At 62.3% G+C, this 10,673-nt stretch carries 18 protein-coding genes; 17 read left to right on the top strand and 1 reads right to left on the bottom strand.

The genetic code is table 11. The features are described from left to right. The first annotated feature begins 7 nt into the window (after window positions 1-7). The gene (locus AC06G6_RS14855; protein WP_307465578.1) at window positions 8-133 is read left to right on the top strand and encodes a hypothetical protein; all 126 of its coding nucleotides are present in this window, start codon (window positions 8-10) and stop codon (window positions 131-133) included. Between the two features lie 70 nt (window positions 134-203). Here the strand turns inward: AC06G6_RS14855 and AC06G6_RS14850 are convergent, their stop codons facing one another. Then, complete coding sequence (locus AC06G6_RS14850; protein ID WP_479823237.1) at window positions 204-1,631, bottom strand: GH1 family beta-glucosidase; 1,428 nt, start codon at window positions 1,629-1,631, stop codon at window positions 204-206. A gap of 474 nt (window positions 1,632-2,105) precedes the next feature. Here AC06G6_RS14850 and rpsJ point away from each other — a divergent pair, with 474 nt between their 5' ends. From rpsJ to rplF, 16 genes are all read left to right on the top strand, one after another. Continuing rightward, window positions 2,106-2,414 carry a 30S ribosomal protein S10 gene (rpsJ, locus tag AC06G6_RS14845; protein ID WP_024366135.1) on the top strand — a complete coding sequence of 103 codons (309 nt, stop codon included), beginning with the start codon at window positions 2,106-2,108 and terminating at the stop codon, window positions 2,412-2,414. A 17-nt stretch (window positions 2,415-2,431) separates the two neighbouring features. Beyond that, the gene (rplC, locus tag AC06G6_RS14840; protein ID WP_024366134.1) at window positions 2,432-3,082 is read left to right on the top strand and encodes a 50S ribosomal protein L3; all 651 of its coding nucleotides are present in this window, start codon (window positions 2,432-2,434) and stop codon (window positions 3,080-3,082) included. 4 nt (window positions 3,083-3,086) lie between these two features. After that, entirely contained in the window at window positions 3,087-3,710 is a 624-nt protein-coding gene (gene rplD / locus AC06G6_RS14835) for a 50S ribosomal protein L4 (protein WP_282379776.1), read from the top strand. After that, complete coding sequence (gene rplW, locus AC06G6_RS14830; RefSeq protein ID WP_024366132.1) at window positions 3,707-4,012, top strand: 50S ribosomal protein L23; 306 nt, start codon at window positions 3,707-3,709, stop codon at window positions 4,010-4,012. Before rplD ends, rplW begins: the two co-directional genes overlap by 4 nt. Before the next feature lie 30 nt (window positions 4,013-4,042). Further along, complete coding sequence (gene rplB / locus AC06G6_RS14825; protein WP_069949299.1) at window positions 4,043-4,882, top strand: 50S ribosomal protein L2; 840 nt, start codon at window positions 4,043-4,045, stop codon at window positions 4,880-4,882. A 12-nt stretch (window positions 4,883-4,894) separates the two neighbouring features. Then, a complete protein-coding gene (rpsS, locus tag AC06G6_RS14820; RefSeq protein ID WP_018773666.1) occupies window positions 4,895-5,176 on the top strand; it encodes a 30S ribosomal protein S19 in 282 nt (93 codons plus the stop codon). 38 nt (window positions 5,177-5,214) lie between these two features. Continuing rightward, a complete protein-coding gene (gene rplV / locus AC06G6_RS14815; protein ID WP_069949298.1) occupies window positions 5,215-5,580 on the top strand; it encodes a 50S ribosomal protein L22 in 366 nt (121 codons plus the stop codon). Beyond that, window positions 5,581-6,414 (top strand): 30S ribosomal protein S3, encoded by an 834-nt coding sequence (rpsC, locus tag AC06G6_RS14810; protein ID WP_226760325.1) that lies wholly within the window; start codon window positions 5,581-5,583, stop codon window positions 6,412-6,414. Continuing rightward, window positions 6,415-6,831 carry a 50S ribosomal protein L16 gene (rplP, locus tag AC06G6_RS14805; protein WP_024366129.1) on the top strand — a complete coding sequence of 139 codons (417 nt, stop codon included), beginning with the start codon at window positions 6,415-6,417 and terminating at the stop codon, window positions 6,829-6,831. Window positions 6,832-6,833: 2 nt separating this feature from the next. After that, window positions 6,834-7,163, top strand: a complete 330-nt coding sequence (rpmC, locus tag AC06G6_RS14800; RefSeq protein WP_307465567.1) for a 50S ribosomal protein L29 — start codon at window positions 6,834-6,836, stop codon at window positions 7,161-7,163. Then, window positions 7,160-7,468, top strand: coding sequence for a 30S ribosomal protein S17 (gene rpsQ / locus AC06G6_RS14795; RefSeq protein ID WP_226760326.1), 309 nt, complete (start codon window positions 7,160-7,162; stop codon window positions 7,466-7,468). Before rpmC ends, rpsQ begins: the two co-directional genes overlap by 4 nt. Before the next feature lie 848 nt (window positions 7,469-8,316). After that, on the top strand, window positions 8,317-8,685 hold the full coding sequence (gene rplN / locus AC06G6_RS14790; protein ID WP_003803789.1) for a 50S ribosomal protein L14: 369 nt from the start codon (window positions 8,317-8,319) through the stop codon (window positions 8,683-8,685). A 3-nt stretch (window positions 8,686-8,688) separates the two neighbouring features. Continuing rightward, window positions 8,689-9,048, top strand: a complete 360-nt coding sequence (rplX, locus tag AC06G6_RS14785) for a 50S ribosomal protein L24 (RefSeq protein ID WP_307460561.1) — start codon at window positions 8,689-8,691, stop codon at window positions 9,046-9,048. After that, window positions 9,048-9,629 carry a 50S ribosomal protein L5 gene (gene rplE, locus AC06G6_RS14780; protein WP_024366124.1) on the top strand — a complete coding sequence of 194 codons (582 nt, stop codon included), beginning with the start codon at window positions 9,048-9,050 and terminating at the stop codon, window positions 9,627-9,629. The genes rplX and rplE overlap by 1 nt, the downstream gene beginning before the upstream one ends. Before the next feature lie 90 nt (window positions 9,630-9,719). Beyond that, window positions 9,720-10,118 (top strand): 30S ribosomal protein S8, encoded by a 399-nt coding sequence (rpsH, locus tag AC06G6_RS14775; protein ID WP_056425243.1) that lies wholly within the window; start codon window positions 9,720-9,722, stop codon window positions 10,116-10,118. A gap of 18 nt (window positions 10,119-10,136) precedes the next feature. Then, window positions 10,137-10,673: a 50S ribosomal protein L6 gene (gene rplF / locus AC06G6_RS14770; RefSeq protein WP_479823233.1), complete on the top strand. Its 537-nt coding sequence runs from the start codon at window positions 10,137-10,139 to the stop codon at window positions 10,671-10,673.

Genomic DNA, 10,673 nt, shown 5'->3' with positions numbered 1-10,673 from the left:
GCTCACAGTGAGCTGGTTGATTTTCCTGTTGGTGGCCGTTGCCGTCGTCGCAGCCGTCTTTTGGGCCAAGAAGCACTTCCGCAACGAGATTGAACGGGCCAAGCGGATTAACCGGGCGAACCGGGACAAATAGCGCGCAAACGTACAAGGACTGAGCAGGCGGCCGGCACGCTGCCGGTCCGGCGCCGGCGGCTCCTGCCGGCTCAGGGCCTGCGGGCCCGGCTGAGTGCCTGGTACCAGTAATACGAATCCTTGGGCGTGCGTGCCTGGGTGTCGAAATCGACATGGACCAGCCCGAAGCGCTGCGAGTACCCGGCCGCCCACTCGAAGTTGTCCATCAGGGTCCAGACGTAATAGCCCAGCAGTTCAACGTCCTCGGCGATGCCGCCCGGCGCGGTGGCATCCACGGCATGACCCAGGTGCGATGCGATGTAGCTGATCCGTTCCGCATCCGGGATGGGGCCCGACACGTGCTCGGGCTCGGGGAAGCTGGCCCCGCTTTCGGTGATGTACAGCGGAGGCAGCGCCGCACCGTACCTGTCCTTCAGCTCGCGCAGCAGCGGGCCCAGGTGGTCCGGCGCCACCGGCCAGCCGAAACCCGTGGTGGCGTATTCCGGGAACGCCGCCATATGGAAGGGCATCTTCAGCATCGCGTCCGCGGTGCCCGCGGGGCTCTCGCCCGCGCCGCGGCCGGTCGCGACCTTCACGGGGTAGTAGTAGTTCAGCCCGTAGAAATCGAGGGGCTGGTGGATGGTCCGCAGGTCGGCGTCGGAGATCTTCCCCATCGCACGGAACCACGGCTTGGCGATGAGCGGCACTTTCGGGTAGCTGCCCAGGAGGATCGGATCCGCATAGACCCGGTTCAGGACCAGGTCGAAGATGTTGGCCAGGAACCGGTCGGTCATCGACCGGGACGCGGGCCGCACCGGGGAGTGCAAGTTGGTGACGCCGACAGCGCCGGTGACCCCCTCCGCGCGCAGCGCCTGCACGGCCAGGCCGTGCCCCAGGAGCTGGTGGTGCACGGCCGGCAGGGCATCGAAGAGCAGGTCGTGGCCCGGGGCATGGAGCCCGAGGGCATAGCCGTTGAGCGTGACCGAGACCGGTTCGTTGAGCGTCACCCACTGTGCGACCCGGTCACCGAAGCGGCGGCCGGCCGCCGCGCTGTACTCGGCGAAGCGTTCTGCGGTGGACCGCCGCAGCCAGCCGCCGCGGTGTTCCAGCGGCAGCGGGGTGTCCCAGTGGTACAGGGTGGCCATGGGGGAGATGCCGGCTTCCAGCAGCTGGTCGATGAGCCGGTCGTAGAAGTCGAGCCCCGCGCTGTTGAACGGACCTGTCCCGTCCGGCTGGATCCTGGGCCAGGAGAGGGAGAACCGGTAGGAGTCGATGCCGAGCGTGCGCATCAGTTCGACGTCTTCCGCGGCGCGGTTGTAGTGGTCGCAGGCGACGGCGGGGGAGTGGCCGTCCCGGATGGTGCCGGGCTTCTCGACGAACGCGTCCCAGCCGGAGGGTCCGCGGCCGCCGGCCGCGAGGGAGCCTTCAATCTGGAAAGCGGCCGAGGCAACCCCCAGCTGGAAATCAGGGCGCAGGCGCGCGGCAAGGGCCTGAACTGCTACGGAATCCTGCACAGTCATGCCCCCATCATCCCCACGGTGCCCGCCGAAGGCAACGGGCGGAAGTCCTGGCCCGCCGTCGTCCGCTCCGAAGGGGCATGACCAGCCCGGCGCGGCTGCCGGCGGCTGCCCGGCGGATGCCCCACCCCACCCGGCCGCCGATTCGCTTCTGCCCGGCAATTCCGGCATACTAGATGAGTTGTTCAAGCGCTCTTTCGCGTCCCGATCCGGATAATGCCGGGTGTCAGGGTCCAAGTAGGAGACCAAACATAACCCACGCCCCAAGGAATTGCGGACGAGTCGCGTGAAAAAGCGCGACACGCCCGACCGCGGGGGTCGGTTACGTCGGCAGGTTGAGGAACCCGGATTTGTCCGGATTCAGCTTGTGCGGCGGGTGGTAGTTACGACTTCAATTGCCTCGGCAGCCACATGCAACACGCAAGTAAACAGAGCAGCCCTCACTGGAGCAGCACTAACGAAAGAGAGTCAGGCGACATGGCGGGACAAAAAATCCGCATCCGGCTGAAGTCATACGACCACGAGGTCATTGACTCTTCAGCACGGAAGATCGTTGAGACGGTCACGCGCGCAGGCGCCACGGTAGTAGGCCCTGTGCCGCTGCCGACGGAGAAGAACATCTACTGCGTCATCCGCTCTCCGCACAAGTACAAGGACAGCCGTGAGCACTTCGAAATGCGTACTCACAAGCGTCTGATCGACATCATCGACCCCACGCCGAAGGCTGTTGATTCGCTTATGCGTCTCGACCTGCCGGCCGACGTGAACATCGAAATCAAGCTGTAGGGAGGTGCTGAGAAACTATGACCGCAACCCGTAACGTAAAGGGCCTGCTGGGCACGAAGCTCGGCATGACCCAGGTCTGGGACGAGAACAACAAGCTCATCCCCGTCACTGTGGTCCAGGCTGACTCGAACGTCATCACGCAGCTGCGCAACGCAGACACTGATGGCTATGTCGCCGTTCAGATCGGCTACGGCCAGATCGATCCCCGCAAGGTCACCAAGCCGCTGGCTGGTCACTTTGAAAAGGCAGGCGTCACGCCTCGCCGTCACGTCGTCGAACTGCGCACTGCAGATGCTGACTCTTACGAGCTGGGCCAGGAGCTCTCCGTAGAGCTCTTCGAAGCCGGCCAGAAGATCGACGTCGTTGGCACCACCAAGGGTAAGGGCTTCGCCGGTGTTATGAAGCGTCACGGCTTCCACGGCGTTGGAGCTTCCCACGGTGCCCACAAGAACCACCGTAAGCCCGGTTCAATCGGTGGCGCATCCACCCCGAGCCGCGTCTTCAAGGGCATGAAAATGGCCGGCCGCATGGGCGCCGTTCGTCACACCACGCTGAACCTCACGGTCCACGCGGTTGACGTCGAGAAGTCGCTGCTCCTGATCAAGGGCGCCGTCCCCGGCGCCCGCGGCCAGGTCGTACTCGTACGCACCGCCGTGAAGGGAGCCTAGTTCAATGACTAGCACTGTCAAGGTTGACCTGCCTGCAGAGATCTTCGACGTACAGACCAACGTGCCGCTGATGCACCAGGTCGTCGTTGCCCAGCTCGCTGCTGCTCGCCAGGGTACCCACAAGACCAAGACCCGCGCCGAGGTTTCCGGTGCAGGTCGCAAGCCGTTCAAGCAGAAGGGCACCGGCCGCGCCCGTCAGGGTTCAATCCGTGCTCCTCACATGACCGGTGGTGGCGTTGTCCACGGCCCCACGCCGCGTGACTACAGCCAGCGCACCCCCAAGAAGATGATTGCTGCTGCCCTGCGCGGCGCTCTCTCTGACCGCGCCCGTAACGGCCGCATCCACGTTGTTGCTGAACTGGTTCCCGGCACCAAGCCGTCCTCCAGCGCCGCACTGGCGACCCTGCGGGATGTCTCCGAGCGCAAGAACCTGCTCGTTGTCATCGAGCGCGCCAACGATGTTGCTGCACTCTCCGTGCGCAACCTCACGGATGTTCACGTTCTGTACGCAGACCAGCTGAACACCTACGACGTTCTCGTCTCCGATGACGTTGTCTTCACCAAGGCTGCCTACGAAGCATTCGTTGCTTCCAAGGCAGTGGCAAAGAACGAGGAGGATGCCAAGTGAGTGCAGCCACCATCAAAGACCCGCGCGACGTCGTGCTTGCACCCGTCGTCTCGGAAAAGAGCTACGGCCTGATCGATGAGGGCAAGTACACCTTCCTGGTGGACCCCCGCTCGAACAAGACCGAGATCAAGCTGGCCGTGGAGAAAATCTTCTCCGTCAAGGTCGACTCGATCAACACCATCAACCGTGCCGGTAAGCGCAAGCGGACCAAATTCGGATGGGGTACCCGCAAGAACACCAAGCGTGCAATTGTGAGCCTCAAAGAAGGCACGATCGACATCTTCGGCGGTCCGCTCTCGTAGCGGAGACCACTTTAACGAGGAAATTAAATTATGGGAATCCGTAAATATAAGCCGACTACCCCGGGCCGTCGCGGCTCGAGCGTAGCGGACTTCACTGAAATCACGCGGTCGACGCCGGAAAAGTCGTTGGTACGTCCCCTCCCGAAAAAGGGTGGCCGTAACAACACCGGTAAGATCACGACCCGTCACAAGGGTGGTGGCCACAAGCGCCAGTACCGTCTGATCGACTTCCGTCGCCACGACAAAGACGGCGTCAACGCCCGCGTTGCCGAGATCGAGTACGATCCGAACCGCACGGCTCGCATCGCACTCCTGCACTACATTGATGGCACCAAGCGGTACATCATTGCCCCGAACAAGCTGTCCCAGGGTGACACCGTAGAGGCAGGTGCCGATGCTGACATCAAGCCCGGCAACAACCTCCCGCTGCGCAACATCCCGGTCGGTACCGTAATCCACGCAGTCGAACTGCGTCCGGGTGGCGGCGCCAAGATGGGCCGCTCCGCCGGCGCATCGATCCAGCTCGTTGCTAAGGAAGGCCGTTTCGCCCAGCTGCGTCTGCCTTCCGGCGAAATCCGCAACGTTGACGTGCGCTGCCGCGCAACCGTCGGCGAGGTCGGCAACGCCGAGCAGTCGAACATCAACTGGGGTAAGGCCGGCCGTATGCGCTGGAAGGGCGTTCGCCCGACCGTCCGTGGTGTCGCCATGAACCCGGTTGACCACCCCCACGGTGGTGGCGAGGGTAAGACGTCCGGTGGACGTCACCCCGTCAACCCGAACGGTAAGCGCGAAGGCCGCACCCGCCGTCCCAACAAAGAGAGCGACAAGCTTATTGTTCGTCGCCGTCGTACTGGCAAGAACAAGCGATAGGAGCCTGGACACATGCCACGCAGCCTGAAAAAAGGTCCTTTCGTTGACCAGCACCTCTTTGTAAAGGTAGCCAGGGAAAACGAAAAGGGCACCAAGAACGTCATCAAGACCTGGTCCCGCCGTTCGATGATCGTCCCCGACATGCTCGGCCACACGATCGCCGTTCACGACGGACGCAAGCACATCCCCGTGTTTGTCACTGAGTCGATGGTCGGGCACAAGCTCGGCGAATTCGCTCCCACGCGGACATTCCGCGGCCATGTCAAGGACGACCGTAAGGGCAAGCGCCGCTAGGCGCCTGCACTTACGTCAAAGACGAGAGAAGGAAAGCAATGGAAGCCAAGGCAATTGCGCGTCACATCCGCGTAACGCCTATGAAGGCCCGGCGCGTCGTCAACCTTGTTCGTGGTAAGCAAGCGAATGAGGCTCTGGCAATTCTGAAGTTTGCCCCGCAGGCAGCTTCAGAGCCGGTATTCAAGGTAGTTCAGTCGGCAATCTCCAACGCCCGGGTCCTCGCGGACCGCGACGGCGTGGCGTTTGACGAGGGTGACCTCATCATCAGCGAAATGTATGTTGATGAAGGCCCGACCATGAAGCGGTTCCAGCCGCGAGCCCAGGGTCGTGCATTTCAGATCAAGAAGCGCACGAGCCACATCACCGTGGTAGTCGCTACCCCGGAGAAAGAGGAGGCTCGCTAAGTGGGACAGAAAGTTAACCCGCACGGGTTCCGACTCGGCATCACCACCGATCACGTATCGCACTGGTTTGCTGACAGCACCAAGCCCGGTCAGCGGTACAAGGACTTCGTTCGCGAAGACATCCGTATCCGCCAGCTCATGTCCACGGGCATGGAGCGCGCCGGTATCGCCAAGGTCGAAATCGAGCGCACCCGCGACCGTGTCCGTGTGGATATCCACACGGCACGTCCGGGCATCGTTATCGGCCGCCGCGGTGCAGAAGCAGACCGCATCCGCGGCGAGCTCGAAAAGCTCACGGGCAAGCAGGTCCAGCTGAACATCCTCGAGGTCAAGAACCCCGAGATGGAAGCACAGCTTGTTGCCCAGGGCGTTGCTGAGCAGCTGACTTCCCGCGTGGCGTTCCGCCGTGCGATGAAGAAGGCCATGCAGTCCGCACAGCGTGCAGGTGCCAAGGGCATCCGTATCGCCTGCTCGGGTCGACTGGGCGGCGCAGAAATGTCCCGCTCGGAGTTCTACCGCGAAGGCCGTGTGCCCCTGCACACCCTCCGCGCGAACATCGACTACGGCTTCTACGAGGCCAAGACCACCTTCGGCCGCATCGGCGTGAAGGTCTGGATCTACAAGGGTGACGTCACCGCCAAGGAACTGGCTCAGCAGGCAGCTGCTGCTCCGTCCCGCGGCCGTGGTGCCAGCGACCGCCCGGGCCGCCCGGGTGGCGCTGACCGTGGTGACCGCCGTCGTCGCACTGACCGCCCGGCTGAGGCTGCACCCGCTGCTGCCGAAGCTCCGGTGGTTGAAGCAGCTGCACCGGCAGTAGAAGGAGGACAGGCTTAAATGCTTATCCCACGTCGAGTCAAGCACCGTAAGCAGCACCACCCGGGTCGTTCCGGCGCTGCTACGGGCGGCACCAAGGTCTCCTTCGGTGAGTGGGGTATCCAGGCTCTGAGCCCGGCATACGTCACGAACCGTCAGATCGAGTCTGCCCGTATCGCGATGACCCGCCACATCAAGCGTGGCGGAAAGGTCTGGATCAACATCTACCCGGACCGTCCGCTGACGAAGAAGCCTGCCGAAACCCGTATGGGTTCCGGTAAGGGTTCTCCGGAATGGTGGGTCTCAAACGTCAAGCCGGGCCGGGTTCTCTTCGAGATCTCAGGTGTCGATGAAGAAACGGCCCGCGAGGCATTGCGCCTGGCGATCCACAAACTCCCGTTGAAGGCACGCATTCTGCGTCGCGAAGGTGGTGAATAGAAATGTCAGTAGGATCCAAGGAACTTGCATCCGCACAGCTGGACGGTTTCGACAACGAGCGACTCGTTGAGGAACTCCGTAAGGCCAAGGAAGAGCTGTTCAACCTGCGTTTCCAGTCCGCCACCGGCCAGCTGGAGAACCACGGTCGACTGCGCGCGGTAAAGAAGGACATCGCACGCATCTACACCGTTCTGCGTGAGCGCGAGCTGGGCATTCGTGCCGAGGTTGCCGCACCGGTTGTGGAAGCCAAGGAAGAAAAGAAGTCCAAGAAGGCTGCAACCAAGAAGGCCGACAAGGCTGAAACGGTTGAGACCGAGGAGGACTCCAAGTGAGTGAAAAGGACGAAAACGTGACGGAAACTGTTTCCGGTGCAGCTACGGCTGACGAGCGCGGTTACCGTAAGACGAAGCGCGGCTTTGTGGTCTCGGACAAGATGGAAAAGACCATCGTTGTCCAGGTCGAGGACCGTGTGAAGCACGCCCTCTACGGCAAGGTCCTTCGCCGCAACACGAAGATCAAGGCTCACGACGAAGAGAACAGCGCCGGCATCGGCGACCTCGTTCTCCTCGCCGAGACCCGCCCGCTCTCCGCTACCAAGCGGTGGCGTCTGGTGGAGATCCTCGAGAAGGCCAAGTAACACCTGCAGCCTGGCTGTCAGAGCAACCCCCGTTCCCTTCAGGGAGCGGGGGTTTCTCCGTTGGCGGGGGAGCCGGGCGCCGGTTTCCCGATGGCCGGGCGCCGCGGGCCGAGCGTCACCCCCTCGGGCCGCGCGCCGCGTGTCGCGCAGGGCAGGGTTTCGGTCCGACAGCGACGCCGGCGGGCCGGGAATCCGGGGGAGTGCAGCGCCGGCGGGGCCAAAAGACTGCCGTGCGTGACGCCGTCGGGCGCTGCCGTGCCGTATTGGCCTGTATAGCCCCTGGCGGCCTGGCTGCCGGCGGACCCACGGGTCGCGCGTCAAGCAGGGCAGGGTTTCGGCAGGCCCCGACGCCGGTGGGCCGGGATTCCGGGGGAGTGCGGCAGCACCGGGGCCAAAAGACTGCCGTGCGTGACGCCGTCGGGCGCTGCCGTGCCGTGCGGGCCTGCACAGTTCCGGTCGGCCTGGCTGCCGCCCTGCCTGTGTTGCCTCGGACTGCCCTGATAAGCCCCTCACGGCCCCGTACTGCCCTGAACTGCGGCGTTGGCCTGTGCTGCGACGGCGAAGCTGTGATATGGGGATACGCCCGAAACGTGCTAAGATTTTGAGTTTGTATGGCGCCCTCTGTGCGCCGTCATCAACCTCGTAAACAATCGTGCCACGGCATAGTGCCCCCTAGCGCCCCGATCCGTCGGAATCCGCCTGGGAAGCAAATGTTTTTGGCACGGGAGTTTAGGCCTGGTCTGGCAAAATCCAGGCAGGTCAAGAGACACCCCGATCAACCGTTCCGCAAGGCTCATTCCGTAGGAAGATTTTCGGTCTGAGAACCAGCGCGACGCAAGGAGTAAATAGTGATTCAGCAGGAGTCGCGACTCAAGGTCGCCGACAACACGGGTGCTAAGGAAATCCTTACCATTCGCGTTCTCGGTGGATCTGGCCGTCGCTACGCAGGCATTGGCGACGTCATCGTCGCTACCGTCAAGGACGCAATTCCGGGCGGCAACGTAAAGAAGGGCGACGTCGTCAAGGCTGTCATCGTCCGTACCAAGAAGGAACGCCGCCGTGCGGATGGTTCCTATATCAAGTTTGACGAGAACGCAGCTGTGATCCTGAAGAACGACGGTGACCCCCGCGGTACCCGTATCTTCGGACCGGTTGGTCGTGAACTTCGCGATAAGAAGTTCATGAAGATCGTTTCTCTGGCTCCGGAGGTGCTTTAGTCCATGGCTAAGATCAAAAAGGGTGACCTCGTTCAGGTCATCACTGGCGCCAAGGCTGAGCGCGGCGGCGACAAGGGCAAGCAGGGCAAGGTTCTGCGCGTTTTCCCCGAGACCAACCGCGTGCTGGTCGAAGGCATTAACCGCGTAACCAAGCACACCAAGGTCGGTCAGTCGCAGCGCGGCACCAAGACCGGTGGCATCGAAGTCGTCGAGGCTACGATCCACATCTCCAACGTGGCTCTGGTTGACCCGTCCACCAAGAAGCCCACCCGCGTCGGTTTCCGCACCGAGACCGTTGAGCGCGATGGCGTGAAGCGCGACGTGCGCGTCCGCGTGGCCAAGAGCTCAGGGAAGGACATCTAATGACTGAGACTCTCGAGACTCCGGCAAGCAAGATCGTTCCTCGTCTGAAGACCAAGTACGCGGATTCCATCAAGAGCACGCTCGTTGAGGAATTCAAGTACGAGAACGTCAACCAGGTTCCCCGTCTGGTCAAGGTCGTTGTGAACATGGGTGTTGGAGATGCCGCTAAGGACTCCAAGCTGATCGACGGCGCTGTCCGCGATCTGACCCTGATCACCGGCCAGAAGCCGCAGGTAACCAAGGCCCGCAAGTCGATCGCACAGTTCAAGCTGCGCGAAGGCATGCCGATCGGTGCACACGCAACTCTGCGTGGGGACCGCATGTGGGAATTCCTGGACCGTCTGGTCACGCTGGCTCTGCCGCGTATCCGCGACTTCCGGGGCCTCAGCGGCAAGCAGTTCGACGGCAACGGCAACTACACCTTCGGTCTGACCGAGCAGGTTATGTTCCACGAGATCGACCAGGATTCCATCGACCGCGTTCGCGGCATGGACATCACTGTCGTGACCACTGCCAAGACCGACGACGAAGGCCGCGCGCTGCTCAAGGCGCTTGGCTTCCCGTTCAAGACCGAAGATTAATCTAGCTACGTAAAAGGTCCGACCGTGCTGGTTTCCCTCCGGGGATGACTGCACGGCGGAAACCGTTATGAGGAAGGGCAAGAGCCCACCATGACAATGACAGATCCCGTCGCAGACATGCTTACGCGTCTGCGCAACGCAAACTCGGCATACCACGATTCCGTGTCTATGCCGTACAGCAAGCTCAAGGCACGCGTTGCCGACATCCTGAAGGCCGAAGGTTACATCGCCTCCTGGAAAGAAGAAGACGCGGAGGTTGGCAAGAAGCTGACCCTCGAGCTCAAGTTCGGTCCGAACCGCGAGCGTTCAATCGCTGGCGTTCGTCGTATTTCCAAGCCGGGACTGCGCGTTTACGCAAAGTCCACCAACCTGCCGCACGTGCTCGGTGGCCTGGGTGTCGCAATCCTGTCCACCTCTTCCGGCCTCTTGACTGACAAGCAGGCCGGCAAGAAGGGCGTGGGCGGCGAAGTCCTCGCTTACGTCTGGTAACGGGAAAGGAAGAGAATAATGTCACGTATTGGACGTCTCCCCATCACCGTTCCTGCCGGCGTTGAGGTCAAGGTTGACGGCTCTGTCGTCAATGTCAAGGGTTCCAAAGGCGAGCTGAGCCACACTGTGCCCAGCCCGATCGAGGTTTCCCTGGAAGATGGCACCCTGACTGTCGCCCGCCCGAACGACGAGCGCGCCTCACGTTCGCTGCACGGCCTGACCCGCACCCTGATCTCGAACATGATCGAGGGCGTCACCACAGGCTATGTGAAGAAGCTTGAAATCGTCGGTACTGGTTACCGCGTTCAGGCACGGGGTGCTGACCTGGAGTTCGCTCTGGGCTACAGCCACCCGGTCAACATCACGGCACCGAACGGCATCACCTTTGCAGTAGAGACCCCGACCAAACTCTCTGTTTCAGGCATCTCCAAGCAGCAGGTCGGCGAGGTTGCTGCCAACATTCGCAAGCTGCGGAAGCCGGACCCCTACAAGGGCAAGGGCATCCGTTACGCAGGCGAAGTCATCCGCCGCAAGGTCGGAAAGGCTGGTAAGTAA

This window comes from Arthrobacter sp. CJL-S3 (assembly GCF_056711635.1).
This window is presented reverse-complemented; position numbering and strand designations above follow the sequence as displayed.

Bases quoted from the DNA above. Each gene is read 5' to 3' on its own strand.
- rplV (WP_069949298.1), top strand. From the start codon at position 5,215: ATGGAAGCCAAGGCAATTGCGCGTCACATCCGCGTAACGCCTATGAAG.
- rplE (WP_024366124.1), top strand. From the start codon at position 9,048: ATGACTGAGACTCTCGAGACTCCGGCAAGCAAGATCGTTCCTCGTCTG.
- AC06G6_RS14850 (WP_479823237.1), bottom strand. From the start codon at position 1,631: ATGACTGTGCAGGATTCCGTAGCAGTTCAGGCCCTTGCCGCGCGCCTG.
- rpsJ (WP_024366135.1), top strand. From the start codon at position 2,106: ATGGCGGGACAAAAAATCCGCATCCGGCTGAAGTCATACGACCACGAG.
- rplX (WP_307460561.1), top strand. From the start codon at position 8,689: ATGGCTAAGATCAAAAAGGGTGACCTCGTTCAGGTCATCACTGGCGCC.
- rplP (WP_024366129.1), top strand. From the start codon at position 6,415: ATGCTTATCCCACGTCGAGTCAAGCACCGTAAGCAGCACCACCCGGGT.
- rplD (WP_282379776.1), top strand. From the start codon at position 3,087: ATGACTAGCACTGTCAAGGTTGACCTGCCTGCAGAGATCTTCGACGTA.
- rplC (WP_024366134.1), top strand. From the start codon at position 2,432: ATGACCGCAACCCGTAACGTAAAGGGCCTGCTGGGCACGAAGCTCGGC.
- rplF (WP_479823233.1), top strand. From the start codon at position 10,137: ATGTCACGTATTGGACGTCTCCCCATCACCGTTCCTGCCGGCGTTGAG.
- rpsH (WP_056425243.1), top strand. From the start codon at position 9,720: ATGACAATGACAGATCCCGTCGCAGACATGCTTACGCGTCTGCGCAAC.
- rpmC (WP_307465567.1), top strand. From the start codon at position 6,834: ATGTCAGTAGGATCCAAGGAACTTGCATCCGCACAGCTGGACGGTTTC.
- rpsS (WP_018773666.1), top strand. From the start codon at position 4,895: ATGCCACGCAGCCTGAAAAAAGGTCCTTTCGTTGACCAGCACCTCTTT.
- rplB (WP_069949299.1), top strand. From the start codon at position 4,043: ATGGGAATCCGTAAATATAAGCCGACTACCCCGGGCCGTCGCGGCTCG.